The following is a 20,970-nucleotide window of genomic DNA, read 5'->3' on the forward strand; positions in this document are numbered from 1 at the left end:
TCAGCGTTTGTCCCGGGTGCGATCCTGGGTTCCGATGGGCGCCCACCCGCGGCGCACCGGCCGAATCTGCCCGGGCTCTTGATCTCTGGACCGGTAGACGATGTAGGGCCGGAACAGGTAGTGCAGAGGTGCGGTGAAGGCGTGCACCAGCCGGGTGAAGGGCCACACGACGAACAAAATCATGCCCACGAGGGTGTGAATGTGGAAGGAGAACGGAGCTGCGGCCATGGCCGCGATATCTGGTTGCAGAATGAAAAGCGAACGAAACCAGGGCGACACGGTTTCACGGTAGTTGTGGCCATGCTCGCCGCTGAAAACGCTAGCGAGGGTGGTCCAGAGCCCCAGGACGATCGCGGCGGTCAACACGATGTACATCATCTTGTCGTTGGTGGTCGTGGCCATGAAGACCGGCCCGGTTTTGCGGCGCCGATAGATCAGGATCACAATGCCACCGAGAGTGCAGACCCCCGCAACGCCGCCGACCAGCAGAGCGTTGAGGTGATAGAAGTCCTGGCTCATCCCGAAAAAGAGTGTCCAGGACATCGGGATCACCAGGCCGAAGAAATGCCCGGCGATGACGGCGAGGAACCCGAAATGAAATATTGGCGATCCAATGCGCAGGAGCCGGGATTCGTAGAGCTGGGACGAGCGGGTGGTCCAACCGAATTGGTCGTAACGGTAGCGCCAGATAGTTCCACTGATCAGGATCGCCACCATCACATAGGGGAGAATTCCCCAGAGCAGCACGTCCCACATCACGAGCTCGCGTTCAAAGGAAGCAGGCGCGGGTCGTACGGTTCAAGTCCGACACTTTCGGCGGGGGGGCCGACGCCGGCCATGGCTTGCACGGCCTGCCGGTCGGCGGGCGAGGGGCCTGGAAGTGTGGCGCAAATGCCGTCCATCACGGTGGCGTACGGCGACCCGTGCTCCGTGAGTGAAAGCCGGAGCATTTCGACGCTGGGCCGGTACTGGATGAGCAGGTCCCGGCCTGCTACTGGGCTGGCCACAGCCGCGAACTCGAGCACCAGCGGCAAGAAGTCGGGCAACTCACCGTGCGTATTGGTCAGATAGTCGCTCCCCCGGTACACCTGCTTGAACGCAGCCAGCACGTCGCCCCTGCGCCGGGTGTCGCCATCCGTCCAATAGGACAGGTAGAGCGGATGATGCTTACTGAGGTCGAACGTCTCAACGTAGGAGCGCTGGAGGGTGCCGATCGCGGTGTTCTCAAGGTACGCGATGACCGCGGTGAGATCAGGTGCTGCCGGGCCCTGTTCGGCCAGTGCGGACCGCATCAACTCGCACCTTCCCACGAGTTGAGCGTCCGGATACGACAGGCACCACGAGGCAGCCTGGTAGAAGACCCGCAGCGCCAGGCTATGAGCTGCAGCCCGGTCACGCCTCACAGCGCACCGCCATCCGTCGGTGGGCGCAAATCAGCCGGTGACGGCGGTGCAGCGCGCGGCTGGTCGCGTTTCTCGGAGAAAGAACCCACGGGGCTTCCGTTGCCGTCCCAGTTGAGGAGGTTTACGCGGCCCCGGAGCGACTGCTCGCCGGCGGGAGTGTCGGAAGTCTGCCGATCTTTGAGCGCGTAGAAGTTCTCCACGGCGACGGGCGTCGGTCGACCACTCGCCTCCCCGAACGGCGAGTCTTCATACATGCCCGGCCCGCCCTCGAAATCGACCGAGCAGCCCATCTCCTCCAGGTCATGCGCCTGCTCGACGTGCGCCTTGGGGATAACGTAGCGCTCGTCGTACTTTGCGATCGCCATCAGCCTGTACATTTCATACATGTTGCCTGGCGTCATCCCCACAGCCGCGGGGATCGACGGGTCAGGTTTTTGTCCCATCGTGATGCCGCGCATGTAGGCGCGCATCGCCGCGAGTTTGCGCAAAACCTCGGTGATCTTGTCGGTGTCGCCAGCGGTAAAAAGTTCGGCGAGGTACTCGACGGGAATGCGCAGCGCGTCGATGGCGCCAAAGAGGTTGCCGTTGTCTTCGGCATCGTGGCCCTGTTCGCTCAGGAGATCGACAATGGGAGACAGCGGGGGCACGTACCAGACCATGGGCATCGTGCGATACTCCGGGTGCAGCGGTAACGCCACCTTGTACACCTTCGCGAGAGCGTACACGGGCGATTTCCGTGCGGCGTCCAGCCAATCGCTGGGAATGCCTTGGTCGAGGGCGGCAGCGGCCACTTCGGGGTCGTTCGGGTCGAGGAGCACGTCCATCTGCGATTCGTACAGGTCGGTGACATCCGTCACCGCTGCGGCGTCGGTGACGCGGTCGGCGTCATAGAGGAACAAGCCGAGATAGCGGAGGCGCCCGACACACGTTTCGGAGCAGACTGTGGGGAGGCCAATTTCCACCCGCGGATAACAGAAGGTGCACTTCTCGGCTTTGCCGGTTTTGTGGTTGAAGTAGATCTTCTTGTACGGGCAGCCGGTGATGCACTGGCGCCAGCCGCGGCACTTGTCCTGATCGACGAGCACAATGCCGTCTTCCACGCGCTTGTAGATGGCACCGGATGGACACGATGCCATGCAGGAAGGGTTGAGGCAGTGCTCACAGATCCGCGGAAGGTAGAACATAAAAGTTTGTTCAAAGGCGAACTTAATCTTGTCCTCCGACTCCCTCCGCACCTTCTCCACGATGGGGTCAAGGTGACCCATCTCAGGGGCGCCGCCGAGGTCGTCGTCCCAGTTCGCCGACCAACTGATTTTGGTGTCCTCGCCCGTGATCAAGGATTTCGGGCGGGCCACTGGGAAGTCGTCTCCCAGCGGTGCGTCGATCAGTGTTTTATAGTCATAGGTCCAGGGCTCGTAATAATCCTTCAACTCGGGCTGCACGGGGCTTGCGAAGATTCCGAAAAGCTTCTTCAGGCGTCCGCCCCCCTTCAGCACAAGTCGGCCCTTCTTGTTTAGCTGCCAACCGCCCTTCCACTGTTCCTGGTCCTCGTAGCGTCGCGGGTACCCCTGCCCCGGCCGGGTTTCCACGTTGTTGAACCAGACATATTCGGTTCCGGCGCGATTCGTCCACGCCTGTTTGCAGGTCACCGAGCAGGTGTGGCACCCGATGCATTTGTCGAGGTTCATCACCATGCCCATTTGAGCCATCACGCGCATCAGTACCGCACCTCCTGGGAACGCTTTCGGATTGTGGTGACCATGTCACGCTGGTTCCCGGTTGGGCCCAGATAGTTGAAGGCGTACGACAGCTGCGCATACCCGCCAATTAGGTGGGTGGGTTTGACGAGCAGGCGGGTGGGCGAGTTGTGAATTCCGCCCCGGCGGCCCGTCGCCTCCGACTTGGGTACATCGATCGTGCGCTCTTGCGCGTGGTAAACGTAAACGACTCCCGCGGGCATCCGATGGCTGACCACGGCGCGGCACACGTACACGCCGTTGAAGTTGACACACTCGATCCAGTCATTGTCAGAGACCGAGATGGCCGCCGCATCCATGGGGCTAATCCAAGCCGTCGGTCCTCCCCTCGATAGAGACAGCATAAAAAGGTTGTCCTGATATTCTGAGTGGATCGACCACTTCGAGTGTGGAGTCAGATAGCGCACTGTGATCTCGGTTGTTCCGTTCGGGCCAAACCGAGGTTCGCCAAACAGGCGCTGCATATCCAGCGGTGGTCGGTAAATCGGGAGGGCCTCCCCGAGGTCGCGCATCCAGTCGTGGTCGAGGAAGAAGTGCATCCGGCCGGTGAGGGTGTGCCAGGGTTTCAGCCGCTCGACGTTGATCGTGAACGGGGAATACCGACGCCCACCAGTCTCCGACCCGGACCACTCAGGCGAAGTGATGACAGGGACGGGCCCCGCTTGCGTCTGCGCAAAGGTCACCCGCTTCTCTTCGGATCCCTCGGCAAGGTCGACGAGCTTCATGCCGGTCTGCTCTTCCAGTTCGCGAAACCCCTGCACGGCCAGTTCGCCATTGGTGGTGCCGGAAAAGCTCAGGATGGCCTGGGCGAACTTCGCATCGGTATCGATGGCCGGGCGGCCGTTCCCCGCACCACCGAGCATCACCCCGTTGCTTCGGGCGAGCCGCTCGATCTCGTGCCCCATCCGATAGGTGATGTTCTTCACGGTGAAACCGCGTTCCTCCGCGAGGGGTCCAACCGTGGCTAGCTTCTCCGCGATAGCGGTGTAGTCCCGTTCGACGATCGAGAAGACAGGCATATTTTGACCGGGGACCGCCGGTATATCGGTGTTCCGCCAGTCGCGCACCACTCCACCCGGCTGCGCTATCTCCCCCGGCGTATCGTGTTGCAGCGGCACACTGACCAGGTCCCGTCGGGTGCCGAGGTGCGTCACCGCCTGCCGGGAAAACTCCTCGGCGAGCAGTCGAAACGTGTCAAAGTCGGTTTTCGCCTCCCACGGTGGGTCGATTGCGGGGCTGAAGGCGTGCACGAAGGGGTGCATGTCGGTAGAGGAAAGGTCGTGTTTTTCGTACCAAGTTGCAGCCGGAAAGACGATGTCCGACAACAGTGTGGTTGACGTCATCCGGAAATCAGCTGAGACGAGCAGGTCCAGTTTTCCTTCCGGAGCCTCGTCGTGCCATTTCACATCACGCGGTCGGGCAGCGTTCATGTGGTCGGCACCCATCACGTTGTTGTGAGTGCCGAGAAGGTTGCGCAAAAAGTACTCGTTGCCCTTGGCAGATGAGCCGAAAAGGTTGGAGCGCCAGAGCACCAGGGTGCGCGGCCAATTTTCGGGAGCGTCGATATCGTCGATGGCGGGGGTCAGCCGCCTGCTTTTGAGGGCATCGGCGATCCAGGTGGGGGCGTCGGGCGCCTCCCCCGCATCCACCGCCGCTTGCGCCTCATCGGCGAGGTCAAGCGGGTTGCGGTCGAACTGAGGGTAGAACGGCATCCAACCGAGCCTGTTCGACTGCGCGATCGTGTCCGCGGTGTGCATACCGTCGAAGTGCCCATCAGCGAGAGGGGACTTGAGCGAGTCGGCCGAGTACCCATCTGAGCGCCATTGGTCGGTGTGCATGTACCAATACCCGGTACCGATCATGGTGCGCGGCGGTCGACTCCAGTCCAGAGCGTTAGCGAGAGAAATCCATCCCGTGATCGGACGGGTTTTCTCTTGGCCGACGTAATGCGCCCATCCGCCGCCGTTTCGCCCCATGCATCCGGTGAGCATCACGAGCGAGAGAACCGCACGGTAGGTGGCGTCACCGTGGAACCACTGGCAGATACCGGCCCCCATAATGATCATGGACCGCCCCTTCGATTCCTCAGCGTTGCGGGCAAATTCTCGCGCCACCCGGATGCACGCGGCGGCCGGCACGCTCGTGATCTCCTCCTGCCAGGCCGGCGTGTACGGCGTCGACGCGTCGTCGTAGTCGGTCGCCCAGTCGCCCGGCAGTCCTGGACGCCCAACCCCGTATTGAGCGAGCATCAGGTCGAACACCGTGGTTACCAGGTGCCCGGCCACTCGCCGGACGGGAACGCCGCGAGTCACGATCGACCCCTCCCCGGAGGGTGCCTCGAAGCAGGGCATCCGGATCTCAGCGGTCTCCGGGGGCTGGCCTGAGACGGACTCATCGAGAAGGCTCAACGCCGGGTCGACACCCTCGAGGTCGAGGTTCCACTTGCCCTTACCCGCTTCACCGTACCGGTAGCCGATGGAACCATTGGGCACCACGGGAGCGCCAGTGGCTGAGTCAAGCAAGACCGTTTTAAACGCAGCATCCGGAATATGCGCCTTGTCGGGCAAGTCAGCCGCCATCAAAAATTTCGTGGGCACCAGCCCACCGCCAGCGTGCTCCTCGAGCCGGACAAGGAAGGGCAGATCTGTGTAGCGGCGCACATAGCCGCTGAAATAGGGCACCTGCCGGTCGACGAAGAATTCCTTGAGCATCACGTGCCCCATCGCCATCGCAAGCGCCGCGTCAGTGCCGGCCTGGGCGGGCAGCCACTCGTCGGCGAACTTCGTATTGTCGGCATAGTCGGGGCTGATCGCGACCACCTTTGTGCCGCGATACCGCACCTCCGCCATAAAGTGCGCGTCAGGCGTGCGCGTCACGGGAACGTTTGATCCCCACATCATCAGATAGGTGGAATCCCACCAGTCACCTGATTCAGGCACGTCTGTCTGGTCGCCGAACACCTGCGGAGAGGCCACGGGAAGGTCGGCATACCAGTCGTAAAAAGACGTCATCACCCCGCCGATGAGCTGGATGAACCGGTTACCCGCCGCGTGCGACACCATAGACATGGCCGGGATCGGGGAGAACCCGGAACACCGATCCGGACCGTACTTCTTGATCGTGTGGACGTGGGCGGCGGCGGCGATTTCGATCGCCTCCTGCCACGGAATCCGGACGAGCCCGCCCTTCCCTCGCGCTTGCTGGTAGCAACGACGTCGTTCAGGGTCGTCCACAACGTCGGCCCAAGCGAGCACGGGGTCCTGGAGACGAACCTTCGCCTCACGGTACATTTCGACGAGAACTCCACGGGCGTACGGATACCGCACCCGCGTGGGTGAGTAGGTGTACCAACTGAACGCCGCACCACGGGGGCACCCCCGCGGCTCGTACTCCGGACTGTCGGGGCCCACCGACGGGTAATCCGTCTGCTGCGACTCCCAAGTGATAATGCCGTCCCGAACGTAAACCTTCCACGAACACGACCCCGTGCAGTTCACCCCGTGGGTGGAACGCACCACCTTGTCATGGCTCCACCGGTCGCGGTAGAACACATCGCCCTTGCGCCCGCCTTCACGGAACACTGCGCGCCCATCATCTGTTTGGTCCCACCGAGTGAAAAAACGGCCTAGCGCCAACATGGTGTCCGACGCTTTTCCGTCCAAACCGGCAGGCACTGGAGCAGCTGCCATGGGGAGATTCTATATATCGCCCTTGCAGTCCGCTAGTAGTGCCCGTGAACGCGGATGGTCAACACCTAACACGAGACTGTCATCCTGGGAAACAGGGTTGAACCGGGTTTCTCAAAAACACCTCACTTCTTAATCCAGGACGCCATGGATAGTAGAGCTAAGTGTTCGCACTGACGTCGGTTGAGAAGACGTACTTCAGCAGCGTCCGCAAGGAAGTGCGCCGTGCGTGGAGGGCTGCGGCTCGCCAGGCAATTCGTTTCGGCGTCCGACGGTTTTAAGCTGCCCCTTCCGCGGAGCGGTGATGGTGACACGGTTTGCCTCTGTGCTCATCAGCTCAGCATTCTCCCAGCGAACCCCTATTGTCTCTGTAGCACATTTCGTATTGCCTCCAACGAACCGCCCCGATTAAGAGGAGAGACCATGCCCTTCATCACCGCCCCGGATCACAACGGTCCCGACGTCGAACTGCACTACGAAGACGTCGGAGCCGGTAAGCCCGTCGTACTGATCCACGGTTGGCCCCTGAGTAGTAGGTCCTGGGAGGGGCAGGTACCCGCACTGGTCGAGGCCGGCTACCGGGTCATCACTTTTGACCGTCGCGGGTTCGGCCAGTCGTCACAGCCTTGGGATGGGTACGACTACAACACGTTCGCCGCCGACCTGAAGGCCGTGATCGATACCCTCGATCTGCGGGAGGTCACCCTCGTCGGATTCTCGATGGGCGGTGGAGAGCTCGCTCGATACGTCAGTACCTATGGCACCGCCCGCATCGCCAAGCTCGTCTTCGCCAGCGCCGTGCCGCCTTACCTCTGGAAATCGGATGACAACCCTGACGGGGGCGTCGACGCCGATTTGGCTCAATGGTTCCACGACGGCTTGACCGGAGACCGGCCGGCGTTCCTGCACGAATTTTTGCAGATGTTCTTCACCGCCGGCAAGCCGTCCCCGGTCAACACTCCAAAGGTTAGCTCCGAGCAGATTGCCTATAATCTCGACATCGCTCAACTGGCATCGCCGAAGGGGACGCTCGACTGCGTAACCGCATTCTCCACTACCGACTTCCGCGACGACCTTACGAAAATCACGGTGCCGACTCTGGTCATCCACGGTGACTCCGACACCATCGTGCCATTCGAGGTGAGTGGCAAACGTACTCACGAGGCCATTGCCGGCAGCAAACTCGTCGTGATCACAGACGCCCCGCACGGGGTCACCGTTTCGCACAAGGACGAATGGAACCAGCACGTACTCGCATTCCTCGCGAAATAGCCAACCGCGTAAGGACCTCGCCGACGGGGTTACGTACCCTTTAAGCAGGATTATTTCGCCTTGTGATAGGTCGTAGCCATGCATGAATAGCCCGACACTAAAGTCTTGTCCCGGGCTTTCTTATCCGCGTCCTTCCGAGCCAGAGCGGCCGCGTCGGCCTCCAATGCAGCGCGCGCCTCGGCAAGTTTCACCAGGCGGGACTCCCGCCGCGCGAGCTCCGGCGGCAACTCATCGCCGCGTTTGTCTTTCCCGAACCGCGCATTCTCGGCAACGCCGATCGCGTCCGCGTCAGCCAGCAGCGCGGAGACTTCAGCGGCGAGGACCTTCTGCTTCTCTGTCAACCGACCGTGACTCATCGCCTTGCGCAGGGACGCGTTCGCGCACACCTTCGTGCCGTCCAACGCGACCTGCCCGAGCGATACCATCCCGGCAGTGCGGCCGAGTTCCAACGCCTGCAAGAACACGTTCCCCAAGCTGGAGAGGTGGCGTTTCCGGAACTGGGCAATGGAACGAAAATCTGGGGCCTGCTGCGCGGCCAACCAGCGAAACGCGACCATATCCACGCGGACCCGTGCCAGCTCCCGCGATGACCGGATCCCGACGCAATACCCGTAGAGCAGGACACGCACCATCAGCCGGGGGTCATACGGCGGCTGTCCCTTCGACTTTGCATACGACGCGTAAACCTTCGTCAGGTCGAGCTGGGTTTCGACGATATCCGCGATGAAGGGAGAGAGGTGATTCTGCGGCAACCACTCAACCAGCGATGTGGCACCAACATCACCGCCGCCGGCTCGAACACTCAAAACCGTTTATTCACATTCGCGCCAGCCTCAACACCGTCATCCACGACCAGGTCAACATGCTCAAGCTTCGTCGCGGGAAACAGACCATCCGAATCGCTCACAAGTAGTTTTCCAGACCCCATACCAAAGCCCGGGAACGCGACCGGCGTTTTAAACACTGCTACGACTGGCCCACGCTCCTAAGGCTTGTCGCTGACCCCGTTGCCGAGTCCGGGGACTCCCCCGCGCTACCCCGACTGCTCGCCGAACTGAAGGTTTCCGTGTTGCCTTCCAAGGATGCCCAGACCGGGTCCGCGCGGACAAGGCGTACCCGTGCCGGGTCATCTGCACCCAACTATGCAACCGCAGCATCCCTCGCGGTCACCAAGCCCGACGACCAGATTGGACACGCGTTGTGCCGAGGATCCCGCGGCAGGCGCCCGCCACGATTGGACAACGATTATTGCGCCACCCCTGTGGCGCTGCGCGCGCTTCCCGTATAGGTCACCGCGGTGGCGTTGGTCGTCTCTACGCTTCGGTCAGACGGTGTCGGCGCAGAACCGCCCATGTTCCGCGTCGCTGGCCGCGCTGAGCCCGCAGTCAGAGCCATTGCCGTCACCCGCGCAGAGGTTGTGCGGCCAGCACCCAGCTGGCCGCACAACTCCTCGGTTCAGTGGATGGTGATGTTGCCGCCCCTGAGGGCCACCGGCGTCGAACCCGTGGTGAAGACCACGGTACCGGAGGGGTTCTTGATCACGACCTTGATCGTGTCGCCCTTTTTCCCTCCTGAGGCCCCGTTGTCCACGACCGACACCTGGAAGGTGTAGCCCGCGGTGCCGTTCCACTTCCCGCCGCCGGTCCACGTCGCCGTGTTCCCTGAGACGACCAGGCTGATCGCGGTGTTGCCGTGGAACTTGGCCTTGTCGGCCTTGGCGCGCAACTGGAACTGTCCCTTGAAGCCGGTGGCTTCGGGGATCACGTTGAACCCGAATGACGTACGGCCCGTCGAGATGGATGTCCAACCGCCACCGGTCACCTTGGCCCCGGTGGCCTGGACGGTAACCAGCGTGTCGGCAGCAGTCGCAGATCCCAGGTAGTAGTCGTTGCCAGCGAACTCGGCCTTGACCGCGTACACGCTCGAGGCGAGCGGCACGGTGATGCTGGCCACTCCGCTGGCGTTGGTCGTCGCGGAGAACGTCTGCGTCACCATGTTCGAGTCGGTCACGGTAAAGACGACCGTCTTGTTCGACAGGTCACCGAGATGCGAATCGTCATGACACCGAGGCTGCTCCGCCTACGACGCCTAGTGAGCGGAGAGGTCAGCCGCTTCCCCGAACTGGCCCAAGCCCTATTCGAAAACGGTCCCCGACGATCGATCCAATCATTGGCCATCGTCATCTCCAAGCTCGTACAGCGCGGACTCCTGAGCACACCGAGCCCAGCAGTAGCAGCCACGACCCTGAATTGGCTGGTACTCGCCGCGCTGGTCAACGAAGCCATGCTCCTGGGCGACGAGGCCCTCCCGACGACCACCGCAATGAGGGCCCATGCAGCGGAGGCCACGCGCGTATTTCTCACCGCCTACGCCAGCGATTCCGGTCTCGACGATCTGCGCTGAGACTGACGAGGAAGACTGGGAACACGCACGACCGGCCACAATGCGCCAACGCGATACCGCCGCTTAGCTTTGCGACTCACACACTTGTTCGGGGGTCTGTCGGACTGGTCTCCCGGCTGCTAGACAAAACCCGTATGGATGGGCGCCTGGGCGAATTGACGTGGGGCAACATGGGGCATGGTCCTAGAGACTGGAACCCGCCGGGATATTGGGACGCACCGAGGGCCGCCACATCGTCGATGAGCAGCTCGTCGAGGATGTCAGCGCGGGTGTGGGTGGCGCCCTTCCGTGGGTTCGCGCCGACGCTCCCGATCATGGCTTGGATGACGTCGCCGCCCTCTTCATTGACCTTCGCGATCCGCCCAGCGTCCGGCGGTATAGGCCGCGCCGACACCTGCAAATACCTCTCCCGCGGGCGGAAGGGCGAACGAACCGATGCTCGTGATCGTTCCCGCGACACCATCGGCGAGAGCCCACCTGTCGTCTGAGCTGACGTCGCCGTCCAACATCCCGTTGACGCCGGTAGCCATGTTGAGAACGCCCACACCGACCCCGAGAACCGAGAACACCGAAGCCCTTGCCGATCCGCGCTATCCCGGCGAGATGCTGAACAGATACTGCAGCTCGTGCACCCAGAAACCGATGTCATCCACATTCGGGGACGCCGGCGTCGCGGGTAACGAAGACGTGGGGGTCATCGTTTCGGTATCGGTCATGTTCATCCTCTCCCGTGGAAAGTCGTACGGTCACGCATTCATTGCGATGTGGACATATGGCGGACGCCGCGAAGTGTCGACGAGATGACGTCCCTCGTCGCTGGCGGGTACCAGTCCCCGGCGATGATCGACAGCAGACCCGTCTCTCCACGGTACGTGCCGTTGTTACGCAGCAGGTCGATGACCGCCCCGATTCGGGGATCCGACACCGTTGCTGGCAGGGTCCGCGCCCGCGCCAGAACGGACTTGCGCTCGAGGAACACAGACTCGTCAGCGATCTCGAGTCGATCACGTCCGGTCGGATAGCCGCCGGTTTCGCGTACGACCCCGCGCTCGACGAGTGCCACATAGAGGTGGGGCACCACGGCGACAGTCACCGGCTGAAGCACCTTGTAGGCGAATGGGGGTCGTCGCCGAGCAGATACCGCTGCAAGGGCGTCATCCAACATGGCGGACCCGGTCGGCGAGTCGTCGACGACCACGAGGCGGGCGTTGTCAGCGGGCTCGGTTAGAAATCCGGCCTTCGGGTCTGTCAGGATGCGTCCTTCGAGCGCGAGTTCGATCAAAGCGCCGGCGCCCGGCATGATCTGGTCGGGTTCGAGCTGTCCCGGCCTCTGCTGGAGCATCAGCTGGACGTCTTCGGCGATGCTCGGCATCGACGTGGTGGCGTCTGTCATGGTCCTATTCTTTCAGGCCGACGGGGCAAGGTCACCATGGCCACGCATCCTCGACGAAGTCGCCTACTGCTTCGGCGCCATCAGAGACGGCATTTCCGACGTCCGATGCGACATCGGATACGACCCCCGCCGTCGCCTGTCCGAAGTCGCCGATCTTGTCGATCTCCCGATTTGCCGAATCGGGGAGGAGTCCCCAGCGGGAATGTCGCTGCTCAAGGTCGATGAGCTGCTGACTCTTTCTCCGACGGACGGCCGAGGCTCATGGTTTGGCCCGGCGCCGGTAGATCGTGGGGCCCGTGTCTCCGAACTCCTGGAGGGAGTTCGATAGATCGAGGAGGTTCTCCAGCGACAGGCTGAGCCGGTCGAGTTTTTGTCACGACGAGCGGATCGCCGGTCCGGTTCGCTGAGCGAGCGCCTTGTGGCCTTGCCCACGGTTAGTGGATACGGGGTTACGCAGCTTTAGCGAAGACCGCGTTCTGGTTTGAGTATTGCAGTTCGAAGTCGACGGGGCTGATCTGGCCGAGGGATGTGTGCCGGCGGCGCCGGTTGTAGCGGTCTTCGATCCAGGCGCCGACTTCCCGGGATACCTTGTTGTTGCTGGGCTAGACGCGTCGGTGGTAGAACTCGGTCTGGAGCGTGGCGAAGAAACTTTCCGCCATCGCGTTATCCCAGCAGACCCCGGTGTAGCCCATCGACCGGGTGATGCGGTGCGCTTTAGCGAACGCGGTGATCTGCGCTGACGCGTATTTGGTGCCGCAATCGGAAAGAAAGATCACCTGCTCGGGCCGCTCACCGCAGAGCGCCATGGCCATGACCAGGGCGTCCTGGATGAGGTCGGTTCGCATGTGGTCGGCGATGGCCCAGCCGATCACGCGGCGCGAGTGCGCGTCGATCACGGTGGCTAAATACAGCCACCCTTCCCAGGTCCTCAGGTGGGTGATATCGCCCACCAGACCTGGTTCAGAGCCCCGGTATCCCACTGCCGTTTGACGGCGTCGACCGGATAGGCGTCCTCGGTTTGGCTGACCGTGGTGGTGCGCCAGCGTTTGGGGCTGATGCTCACCAACCCAGGCGGCGCATGGTGCTGGCCACGGTCGCGCGCTGAGTTGCCCCTAACGTGGCGACAGCTTGCGAAGGGCACCGGCCTTATGCGCGGCTTCGGCATCCGTTTTCTCAGATTTCACGATAAATGCAGGGTCATCTTTCGAGGCGTGGAACGTTTTGCCCGCGAAGTCAAAATCGCTCGTCTTCTTCTCGATTACCTCCCCCTGAGTTCGCCCCTGAGACGTCGCCCAACTGACCCGGTCGCCTGTGCTGAAGTCTGTCATCCTTGAAGCATACGGACGGAGACGGACCTGGGCTAGAGGGGTGGGCTGAGTGTCATGTTCCTGTCTGTTCTAAGGAATGATCGTGCCCGCGTAATTCGTTTTCCACGCTTGATTTGCCACGCGCTCGTGACGGCCCTCGGTTACGTCCCCGTGAGTGGTGTGGTTTCCCGCTCTTGAGTGTTGCTTCGTCAACGTGAAGAGCCACCGTGGGATGGTCAGTGAGTACCGATCAAAGAACTCACAAAGGACACCACACGATGGCTCTAGACCAGTCTGCCCTGCTCGACCTGCTGGGAGAACTCAAACTCACCGATGTCACCGACCGAATCCGCGTCGCGACCGAAACTCTCTACCAAGAACTGATCGATGCGGAGGCGACCGCGTTCATCCGTGCCGCCCCGTTCGAGCGCTCGGGCGACCGCATCACCTACCGCAACGGCACCCGGCCGCGGACGTTGACGACGACGGCCGGGGGCCTCGATCTGAAGATCCCGAAGCTGCGCGCCGGCTCCTTCTTCCCCGCGCTGCTGGAGCGCCGCCGTCGGGTCGACCAGGCGTTGTTCGCTGTCGTGATGGAGGCTTATGTCCACGGTGTATCGACCCGGAAGGTCGACGACCTGGTCAAGGCCCTCGGAGCGGACACGGGGATCTCGAAGTCGGAAGTGTCCCGGATCTGCGCGGGCCTGGATGCCGAGGTGGCCGAGTTTCGCGACCGCACCCTCGCCGCCCAAGACTTCCCCTACGTCTTCCTCGACGCGACCTACTGCAAAGCGCGCGTCGGGCACCGGATCGTGTCCCAGGCCATCGTCGTCGCGGTCGGCGTGGCTGCCGACGGGCGCCGGGAAGTCCTCGGTTTCGACGTTGGCGACAGCGAGAACGAGGGCTTTTGGACCAGCTTCCTGCGGTCGTTGAAGACTCGCGGCCTCGACGGGGTCAAGCTGGTTATGTCTGACGCGCACACCGGCCTGAAGAAGGCCATCGGGACCGTGTTCCAGGGCGCCGGCTGGCAGCGCTGCCGGGTGCACTTCATGCGCAACGTCCTCGCCGTGGTGCCGAAGGGATCGCAGGACATGGTCGCCTCGATCATCCGCACCATCTTCGCCCAGCCGGACCGCGAGCACATCGAGAAGCAGTTCCGAGAAGTCACGACCATGCTCGGCCGATCGCACCCGAAGGTCGCGGCGATGCTCGTCGACGCGCTACCCGACCTCCTCGCCTTCGCCGGCTTCCCGCGGCGACACTGGCGCCAGATCTGGTCCACGAACCCGCTCGAACGGGTGAACAAGGAGATCAAACGCCGCACCGACGTCGTCGGCGTGTCCCCCAACACCGCGGCCCTGCTGCGCCTGGCCGGGTCGGTGTTGATCGAGCAGCACGACGAGTGGGAAGCCGGCGAACGCCGCTACTTCTCCGAGGCCTCGATGCTCGAGCTGGCCGTCATGAACAACCCCATTGAGGTCCTCGACGAGGCGGTGATCCTCCCCGAACTCGCCGCCGCCTAAACTAGAACCACTGACCTGCATGGTGTTGAGAAATTCCACCACTCAGCGGGACGTGACCGAGCAGGATGCCTTGGCGCCCCTGCCAACGATCCAAGACGATGCCGACCCCCGAGAGCTGTGGGTTGAGTTGACTGGACTATCAGTGGGCCGCCTGTTACCGGAACAGATCCACTGCCGCACCTCTCGTCACCGTTTTGACACGAAGCGTGCTGGAGCAGGCACTCCAAATAGAGGACTGAAGCTTGCGTCTGAAACACGCACAGCGCAGAACGCACAGCTGTGCAGGCGTTCGTCGTTCCGATGTCTGCGCCTCTCTCTACGCTTGAGATTGCCGAACCTCGCGGCGAAACGAAGGCAAAGGAGCCTGATATGCGCGTACTTTGATACCACTCCACGAATGCAACCGATCCCGACGTGCACCACACTCACGACAACTGCCCCAGCGGACAGCAGATCCCCGCCTATAACAAGCGGCCCGGCACCAACAACTGGCCACTATGTGAGCACTGCGCCGGCATGTGATCGAAAGGGGAGGTATCTCAACTACCTCCCCCCGAGATCCCTGCAGGGATCTCGGCGCCGAGCCGCCAGCACTTCGCCTCCCGCCTGTCCGCTCGCTGGGCCCGACCTTGCGCGACGCTCCGCAGTACCGAGGCCAGACGTGTGCCACGGGAAGTCTCAGAAAAGTACAGTTTTCCAAGACACCAAGCGAGCCTGGATCTTGCTCGTCACTTCCCGTTAAATCTCGGGGTGCCTGAACGTCTCAGAAAGTCATCTCATCACAATTCATATCTCACCGTTCTGGTTGGGGTTTTTCGAGGCAGAGTGGGGCGTATGAGATTGCTCCGCTACACCCGCATCAACACTTCGAGCCAGGACGCTCAACTCCAGCTGGATGCGCTTATCGCCGCCGGGGTGCAGAAGCGAGATGTGTTCGCCGATGTCACGTCTGGGAGTAAGACCGCGATTGAGCGGCCGGGGATGAAGAAGCTGCTCGAGCCCAACACCCTCACATAACTACACGATCAAGGGATACGAAGAAAGTAACGGGGCGAACGGAGGAACCTGCACTCCTACCGGGGGTTGGTCAGGGGCGCGGCGAAGAATTCTCGCTCGTGCGCGGCCGAGGCGCGGAACGCCTGAGCCATGCGGCGCCGGGCCGGTTCAGCCGCTGCTGCGGCGGCGGCGGTAACAAACTTGATCGCACGTGCGGTGGAAGCGGCGAACTCCTCATCCGCGTAGGTGTCCAGCCAGCTGCGGTACGGATGCGCGTCGTGCGAGAGCGGATACAGCCGCGTGCCGACATCCTGGTACATCCAGAAGCACGGCAGCAGCGCCGCGGCGAGGACGCCGTAGTCGCCGCTCGCGCCAGCGGTCGACAGGTGGTTGAGGTAGGCCGTTGTCGTATCGCTGGGCTGCACGCCGGTCAGGGTCTCCTCGGCGATCCAGCTGGAGTGCAGGTCGAGTTCGGCGGCAATCGCGCCGTGCGCGCTGGCCGCCCAGAACGCCTGCTCGGTGGCGGTCGGGGCGAGCCGGCTCGCGACGGCCAGCATCCGGGCGTAGTCGCGCAGGTACAGGGCATCCTGGGCGAGGTACCAGATGAAGGCGTCCCGGTTCAGGGATCCGTCCCCGAGCGCTCGGATAAACGGCAGCTCGTCGGTGTCGGTGCGGATGTCACGGATGTCGTGCCACCATTCCTCGGCGACCTGGGCCGGGCTGGGGCTGGTGTGCAGGCCGCCGCGCTGCCACAGGCCGGCAAAATGCTGGATCGGTCCGTGGCCAGAGCCAACCTGCAGGTCGCCAGAGTGGGCGATGCTCTCGCTCAACCATAGTTTCGCCTCGGCTACCGCGTCCCCCCAATCTGCCAGGCTCGGCCCTACCGTGCCGGCCCGAGCCGCTACCCGGGTCGCGACAGCGGAGGAGAAAGAACACCCGGTTCCGTGGGTGTTCGGGGTGTCGATCCGCAGCCCGGGAAACTCCCGCACGGTGTGGGCGCCGACGAGGGCGTCTGGTACGAGGTCACCGGCGAGGTGTCCGCCCTTGGCCAGCACGAGGACCCCGTACGTCTCGGCGACGTGCTGCGCCTGGCGCAGCACCGCCGACCAGCTCGTCGCCACGGGAGAACCGACAAGGATGGCCAGCTCCGGGATGTTGGGCGTCACCAGGTGCACGACGCTCAGCAGGTCGCGCAGAGCCTCCTCAGCATCCTCGGTTAGCAGGCGGTCGCCGCTAGTGGCGATCATCACCGGGTCGAGCACTACGAGCCCAGGCTTCACTTGGCCGAGCCACCCGCTCACGGTGCGGGTGACGTTCACGTCGGCCAGCATCCCGATCTTGACGGCATCGATGTCGACGTCGTCGCTCACGGCGTGCAGCTGCTCGCGCAGGAAGGAGACCGGCGGCACGTGCACCGAGCGCACACCGTGGGTGTTCTGCGCGACCAGTGCGGTCACCACGGCCATACCGTAGCCCCCGTTCGCCGCAATGCTTTTGAGGTCGGCCTGAATGCCCGCTCCGCCGGTCGGGTCGGTACCAGCAATGCTCAGCACGCGGGCAATGCGGGGGGATGCGCCGGTCATGCCGTCACGCCCCACGCGGCTCGCAACTCGCGGGCCGCCTGCTCCGGATGCGGTGCCGCACAAATCGCCGACACCACGGCGACGCCCGCCGCTCCGCACTCACGGAGGGCGGCCAGGTCGCGCAGGCCGACCCCGCCGATGGCCACGCTCGGCAGCGTGCTGACCCCGACCAGGCGTGCGAACTCGGCCAGCCCCAGGGCAGGGGGCGCGTCGCTCTTGGTGCGTGTGGCGTGCAGTGCGCCAATGCCGACGTAGTCGATCAGGGCAGGATCCTCGGCCGCGCGGCGCAGCTGGGCATCCGTCGATGCGCTGAGCCCGATCACCGCGTCACCCCCGATGAGGTCGCGCACCGCGCCGACGGGCAGGTCGGATTGCCCGACGTGCACCCCGATCAGCCGGCGCCCGGCGGCACGGGCGGCCAGGAACACGTCGACCCTGTCGTTCACGATCAGCGCCACGGTGTCGGGCAGCACATCCGCGATGCGCAGCACGGTGTCGAGGAACTCCCGCCCGGCGGTCTCCTTCTCACGCACCTGCACGGCGCTCACGCCTCCGGCAACGGCGTGCCGCACCACGTCCACGATGCTGCGCCCGGCCGCCGCGGCCTGCCCCGAGTCTGTCACCAGGTACAGCGACAGGTCGAGGATCATCGGAGCACCGCCCGGCGTGCGATGTCCTGCGCGTTGACGGTGGCTAGGGCGTCCACAAAGGCGACAGCGAAGCTGCCCGGACCGGCGGCGGACTCTGCCGCGAGCTCGGCCGCGACGGTGTACACCGTGGCCGCGGCCACCGTGGTGAAGAACCTGTCGGCGTCGACCGTGGCGAACGCGGCCATGACCGCGCCGAGGGCGCAGCCCCCGCCGGTGACGCGGGTGAGCAACGGATGCCCGTTGTCGATGTGCACCAACTCACGGCCATCCGTGATGATGTCGACCGGCCCGGAGACGGCGATCACCCCACCGGTCATCCCGGCCAGCGCGTGCGCCGCGGCCAGGGCGGCATCCACCTCGTCGGATGAATCCACCCCGCGGCCGCCAGATCCGGCGCCCGCCAACGCGATTATCTCCGACGCGTTTCCGCGCACCACCGTGGGTCGCAGGTCGCGAAGGGCGAAGGCCAGCGGCGTGCGCACCGGCAGGAAACCGACGGCAACGGGGTCGAGCACCCACGGTGTTCCAGCATCGTTCGCGGCTGTGACGGCCTCGACCATCGCGTCGCGTTGTTCGGCGGTGGGCGTGCCGAGATTGACGAGCAGCCCAGATGCGATCCGCGCGAACGCGCCCGCCTCGCCCGGAATGTCGACCATCGCGGGCGCCGCACCGAGCGACAGCAGCACGTTAGCGGTGAAGTTCACCACGACGCTATTGGTGAGGCACTGCACGAGGGGCGGGCGGGACCGCACCTCGTCAAGCGCTGAACAGGTGAATGAAATAAGTTCTTCTGGCGTGCGCATTTGCGCGACATCCCTTCGCTAGTACTAACTAGATCAGGTTCAACGGGTGTTATCTCAGCTCCAGATGGAGCACCCCGTGTCACTTGGCTTATGGCCCAGCGTATCGCAGCGTCTTCGTTCTAATTCATGGTTGGACGCGGCCAGTATCTTGGCGACTGGCCGACGGAACGAGGTCATTGCGCGAGCGCACCAAGAGCTGGCCGAGCGTCTCGTATTCCATGGGCGGCGGATTCATCGTTAGTTGCGAGACACCGAGAATTAGATGACTGATGCTGCCCGGGGACGAGTCAGGACGCCGCACCCTGGTCTCAGAAGCTTCCCTACGGTCGGCCAGCCAGGATCGTGGCTACCTCGCTGTTGGCTTTGAAGTGAGCAAGCGCATCAGCAGAGAGCAACCGGATGATGTGGATAATTCGGCGGCGTTCGCTTTCAGAACCGTTGAGGATGTTCTCGTGGTGAGCCACTCTGTTTCGGAAATCTCGCAGCGCGGCCAATGCGTCATTGAGCGGGTTTCTGTCGGTACTTGGTGGGAAGGCTTTGTGGAGATGAGGAACCCAGATGGTTTTCTCGTGAGCGTCCACGAAGAGGTAGGTCCAGAAGCCAAACATGAGTTCGGCGACGACCTTGCCGGGTATTGGCGGCGTGTGTGGTGACGTCGCTGCGTTGATCCGCGCCCGCTCGACGTTGCCTCGGGCGATCTTGTTTGTGACTTTAGCGCGCTGTGGCGGCGTTCTGTGATCGCTATTTGGCGCATTTAGCTATATGCCCGCGTCGCTTCGGAGCAGGTGTCAGTGTCTTGTATCCCATAGGTTTCGACGCGCGGAGATCGCAAGAGAGAAACAGCTAAGTGCATCCGCTGTGGTGACGTTCACGTTGAACATGTGGGACAGTCACTCGGCTGCCAGGGCAATCTGGCAGCATCCGATGAAGGTGACGGGTTCGGTGCTTCTTCCCGTCAGTGGGCAGAGCCTCAGCCAGGAAGAAATATTCACCGAGATCGCGAAAGCAGAGGAGGCACAAGGTTTCGTCCGAAGCGATCGAGCATTAGGCACCGACATTTACACCGGCGATAGTCTGCAACTACACATCCGCGGCACCAGCGAGGGCGTCTCCATCAGCGCAACGTCGGCCTGCAGCGGGCTACCCCAGCTGCCAGACATACAGCCACGACGCGGTTTCAGGTGCGTCGAGGAATAGGCTCCACGTTATGGCGTCGCAAATTGGAGTCACCCTCATGGTTCTTCGCGACCTAGGCGCGTCGTCGTATGGGCACCGCACGCGACCACGATTGCCCGGCTTGAGGCCATCCTTTCTCATGACGGCAACTCCCCGCCTCGTTGGCCTCATGGCGGTCAGCGCGCTAACCCTAACCGGATGCTCACAGCCGACATCGTTGACGACCGGGTCAGCCTCCACGGACGACGCCACCCCGGAGGTCGTCGCGCAAGTGCGGGCGGCCGACCTCGCGCGCGATATCGGCGGGGAGAGACCCGACGACATCGACGGCTGGGCGCGCGCTGCAGTCGCTCAAGCCATTAGCGACAGCGCGGACATCGAGCTGGTCGGCGTCGACACCCGGCAGTCGACCGACCTAAGCGAACCGTTCGGCAGCCTCGACTTCCGGGTTTTCGTGCCAGGGCTCAAGAACGCGTCCACGGGCGCACCTGGCCCCTTTTGCTTCCGAATCGAGTTCGACTACTACGGCAAGGTCGGCACATGGGAATCGTCTGACGGCATCGACCCGATCGGTTGCCCACCGGATGCCGCCATCGTGACGCCTCGCGTCGACGACAGCATCGTCCCTGTCGTGTCGGACACCGCGCGCGAGGTGGCATCGGCGGTGCTTCTCGCGCGAGTGCAGACTGGTTCGCCGGCGACGGTAGACGCGATCATCGGCGCGATTTCCGCGCAACTCACCACTCCGACCGGCGAGTTCGAGGTCGTCGCTCCGCCGCGGGTCGTCGTCCAGGTGAGCAGCGCCGGAGATCGGGTCGGCGTCGCGTTCGGTTCCGCCGAAGATTGCGTCCTGATCAAGAGCGAGAACGGGACGGTCGACGACGTCTACCCACCCCCGGTGACGCTGCAGCCAGGTGAATTAGGCTGCACGCCCGAGACGGCACTCACTGACCCTGACCAATTGGGATCGCCGCACTGACGTGAGAGTCAGCCACGCCGAGACCATAAGCTCTTGCCC

General features: G+C 63.3%; 19 protein-coding genes, 1 pseudogene and 1 riboswitch. Of the genes and pseudogenes, 6 read left to right on the forward strand and 14 right to left on the reverse strand.

From position 1 onward, the window contains the following. Genes narI through E3T34_RS11520 form a run of 4 tightly spaced genes read right to left on the reverse strand, consistent with a single transcriptional unit; the run spans window position 1 to window position 6,849 of the window. Window positions 1–756 carry a respiratory nitrate reductase subunit gamma gene (gene narI, locus E3T34_RS11505; protein ID WP_104101842.1) on the reverse strand — a complete coding sequence of 252 codons (756 nt, stop codon included), beginning with the start codon at window positions 754–756 and terminating at the stop codon, window positions 1–3. Then, the gene (gene narJ, locus E3T34_RS11510; protein ID WP_347232574.1) at window positions 756–1,403 is read right to left on the reverse strand and encodes a nitrate reductase molybdenum cofactor assembly chaperone; all 648 of its coding nucleotides are present in this window, start codon (window positions 1,401–1,403) and stop codon (window positions 756–758) included. The genes narI and narJ overlap by 1 nt, the downstream gene beginning before the upstream one ends. Beyond that, window positions 1,400–3,121, reverse strand: a complete 1,722-nt coding sequence (narH, locus tag E3T34_RS11515) for a nitrate reductase subunit beta (protein WP_104101839.1) — start codon at window positions 3,119–3,121, stop codon at window positions 1,400–1,402. Before narH ends, narJ begins: the two co-directional genes overlap by 4 nt. Beyond that, the gene (locus E3T34_RS11520) at window positions 3,121–6,849 is read right to left on the reverse strand and encodes a nitrate reductase subunit alpha (protein WP_104101837.1); all 3,729 of its coding nucleotides are present in this window, start codon (window positions 6,847–6,849) and stop codon (window positions 3,121–3,123) included. Before E3T34_RS11520 ends, narH begins: the two co-directional genes overlap by 1 nt. 420 nt (window positions 6,850–7,269) lie before the next feature. Between E3T34_RS11520 and E3T34_RS11525 the strand changes: the two genes are divergently transcribed. Next, window positions 7,270–8,118: an alpha/beta fold hydrolase gene (locus E3T34_RS11525; protein WP_104101834.1), complete on the forward strand. Its 849-nt coding sequence runs from the start codon at window positions 7,270–7,272 to the stop codon at window positions 8,116–8,118. 50 nt (window positions 8,119–8,168) lie between these two features. Here the strand turns inward: E3T34_RS11525 and E3T34_RS11530 are convergent, their stop codons facing one another. Both E3T34_RS11530 and E3T34_RS11535 read right to left on the reverse strand, forming a co-directional pair. Continuing rightward, window positions 8,169–8,924 carry a transposase gene (locus tag E3T34_RS11530; protein ID WP_134343054.1) on the reverse strand — a complete coding sequence of 252 codons (756 nt, stop codon included), beginning with the start codon at window positions 8,922–8,924 and terminating at the stop codon, window positions 8,169–8,171. A gap of 649 nt (window positions 8,925–9,573) precedes the next feature. Further along, window positions 9,574–10,128 carry a post-COAP-1 domain-containing protein gene (locus E3T34_RS11535; RefSeq protein WP_134343055.1) on the reverse strand — a complete coding sequence of 185 codons (555 nt, stop codon included), beginning with the start codon at window positions 10,126–10,128 and terminating at the stop codon, window positions 9,574–9,576. Between the two features lie 36 nt (window positions 10,129–10,164). On the opposite strand from E3T34_RS11535, the gene E3T34_RS11540 reads away from it, so the two are divergent. Then, complete coding sequence (locus E3T34_RS11540) at window positions 10,165–10,521, forward strand: TetR/AcrR family transcriptional regulator C-terminal domain-containing protein (RefSeq protein WP_134343056.1); 357 nt, start codon at window positions 10,165–10,167, stop codon at window positions 10,519–10,521. Window positions 10,522–11,111: 590 nt separating this feature from the next. On the opposite strand, the gene E3T34_RS16760 is transcribed toward E3T34_RS11540, so the two are convergent. The 5 genes from E3T34_RS16760 to E3T34_RS11555 form a co-directional block, all read right to left on the reverse strand. Continuing rightward, window positions 11,112–11,237, reverse strand: a complete 126-nt coding sequence (locus E3T34_RS16760) for a hypothetical protein (protein ID WP_255570936.1) — start codon at window positions 11,235–11,237, stop codon at window positions 11,112–11,114. Between the two features lie 38 nt (window positions 11,238–11,275). Next, window positions 11,276–11,914 (reverse strand): GPP34 family phosphoprotein, encoded by a 639-nt coding sequence (locus E3T34_RS11545; RefSeq protein ID WP_134343057.1) that lies wholly within the window; start codon window positions 11,912–11,914, stop codon window positions 11,276–11,278. Window positions 11,915–12,516: 602 nt separating this feature from the next. Next, window positions 12,517–12,864, reverse strand: a complete 348-nt coding sequence (locus tag E3T34_RS11550) for a DDE-type integrase/transposase/recombinase (RefSeq protein WP_166785303.1) — start codon at window positions 12,862–12,864, stop codon at window positions 12,517–12,519. Then, the gene (locus E3T34_RS16765; RefSeq protein ID WP_255570364.1) at window positions 12,843–12,977 is read right to left on the reverse strand and encodes a hypothetical protein; all 135 of its coding nucleotides are present in this window, start codon (window positions 12,975–12,977) and stop codon (window positions 12,843–12,845) included. The genes E3T34_RS11550 and E3T34_RS16765 overlap by 22 nt, the downstream gene beginning before the upstream one ends. Before the next feature lie 49 nt (window positions 12,978–13,026). Continuing rightward, window positions 13,027–13,242, reverse strand: coding sequence for a DUF2945 domain-containing protein (locus E3T34_RS11555; RefSeq protein WP_104101798.1), 216 nt, complete (start codon window positions 13,240–13,242; stop codon window positions 13,027–13,029). A 257-nt stretch (window positions 13,243–13,499) separates the two neighbouring features. On the opposite strand from E3T34_RS11555, the gene E3T34_RS11565 reads away from it, so the two are divergent. Both E3T34_RS11565 and E3T34_RS11570 read left to right on the forward strand, forming a co-directional pair. Continuing rightward, window positions 13,500–14,744 carry an IS256 family transposase gene (locus E3T34_RS11565; RefSeq protein ID WP_134343059.1) on the forward strand — a complete coding sequence of 415 codons (1,245 nt, stop codon included), beginning with the start codon at window positions 13,500–13,502 and terminating at the stop codon, window positions 14,742–14,744. An 834-nt stretch (window positions 14,745–15,578) separates the two neighbouring features. Then, a pseudogene (locus E3T34_RS11570) lies at window positions 15,579–15,743 on the forward strand (recombinase family protein); the annotation flags it as partial. A 74-nt stretch (window positions 15,744–15,817) separates the two neighbouring features. On the opposite strand, the gene E3T34_RS11575 reads toward E3T34_RS11570, so the two are convergent. From E3T34_RS11575 to thiM, 3 genes are all read right to left on the reverse strand, one after another. Next, a complete protein-coding gene (locus E3T34_RS11575) occupies window positions 15,818–17,323 on the reverse strand; it encodes a bifunctional hydroxymethylpyrimidine kinase/phosphomethylpyrimidine kinase (protein WP_134343060.1) in 1,506 nt (501 codons plus the stop codon). Beyond that, the gene (gene thiE / locus E3T34_RS11580) at window positions 17,320–17,973 is read right to left on the reverse strand and encodes a thiamine phosphate synthase (RefSeq protein ID WP_166785359.1); all 654 of its coding nucleotides are present in this window, start codon (window positions 17,971–17,973) and stop codon (window positions 17,320–17,322) included. Before thiE ends, E3T34_RS11575 begins: the two co-directional genes overlap by 4 nt. Next, on the reverse strand, window positions 17,970–18,776 hold the full coding sequence (thiM, locus tag E3T34_RS11585; protein ID WP_134343061.1) for a hydroxyethylthiazole kinase: 807 nt from the start codon (window positions 18,774–18,776) through the stop codon (window positions 17,970–17,972). Before thiM ends, thiE begins: the two co-directional genes overlap by 4 nt. Next, window positions 18,770–18,863, reverse strand: a riboswitch (TPP riboswitch). Its footprint overlaps the gene before it by 7 nt. A gap of 281 nt (window positions 18,864–19,144) precedes the next feature. Between thiM and E3T34_RS11590 the strand changes: the two genes are divergently transcribed. Next, a complete protein-coding gene (locus E3T34_RS11590) occupies window positions 19,145–19,429 on the forward strand; it encodes a hypothetical protein (protein WP_134343062.1) in 285 nt (94 codons plus the stop codon). Between the two features lie 740 nt (window positions 19,430–20,169). Beyond that, window positions 20,170–20,931, forward strand: coding sequence for a hypothetical protein (locus E3T34_RS11595; protein ID WP_134343063.1), 762 nt, complete (start codon window positions 20,170–20,172; stop codon window positions 20,929–20,931). The last annotated feature ends 39 nt before the right edge of the window (window positions 20,932–20,970 follow it).

The sequence above is a fragment of the Cryobacterium sp. TMT1-62 genome (assembly GCF_004403145.1).
Taxonomy (GTDB): Bacteria; Actinomycetota; Actinomycetes; order Actinomycetales; family Microbacteriaceae; genus Cryobacterium; species Cryobacterium sandaracinum.

Coding starts and splice junctions, on each gene's coding strand:
- narI (WP_104101842.1), bottom strand. CDS start 756: ATGTGGGACGTGCTGCTCTGGGGAATTCTCCCCTATGTGATGGTGGCG.
- narH (WP_104101839.1), bottom strand. CDS start 3,121: ATGCGCGTGATGGCTCAAATGGGCATGGTGATGAACCTCGACAAATGC.
- E3T34_RS11520 (WP_104101837.1), bottom strand. CDS start 6,849: ATGGCAGCTGCTCCAGTGCCTGCCGGTTTGGACGGAAAAGCGTCGGAC.
- E3T34_RS11525 (WP_104101834.1), top strand. CDS start 7,270: ATGCCCTTCATCACCGCCCCGGATCACAACGGTCCCGACGTCGAACTG.
- E3T34_RS11540 (WP_134343056.1), top strand. CDS start 10,165: ATGCGAATCGTCATGACACCGAGGCTGCTCCGCCTACGACGCCTAGTG.
- E3T34_RS16760 (WP_255570936.1), bottom strand. CDS start 11,237: ATGACCGATACCGAAACGATGACCCCCACGTCTTCGTTACCCGCGACG.
- E3T34_RS11545 (WP_134343057.1), bottom strand. CDS start 11,914: ATGACAGACGCCACCACGTCGATGCCGAGCATCGCCGAAGACGTCCAG.
- E3T34_RS11555 (WP_104101798.1), bottom strand. CDS start 13,242: ATGACAGACTTCAGCACAGGCGACCGGGTCAGTTGGGCGACGTCTCAG.
- E3T34_RS11565 (WP_134343059.1), top strand. CDS start 13,500: ATGGCTCTAGACCAGTCTGCCCTGCTCGACCTGCTGGGAGAACTCAAA.
- E3T34_RS11575 (WP_134343060.1), bottom strand. CDS start 17,323: ATGACCGGCGCATCCCCCCGCATTGCCCGCGTGCTGAGCATTGCTGGT.
- thiE (WP_166785359.1), bottom strand. CDS start 17,973: ATGATCCTCGACCTGTCGCTGTACCTGGTGACAGACTCGGGGCAGGCC.
- thiM (WP_134343061.1), bottom strand. CDS start 18,776: ATGCGCACGCCAGAAGAACTTATTTCATTCACCTGTTCAGCGCTTGAC.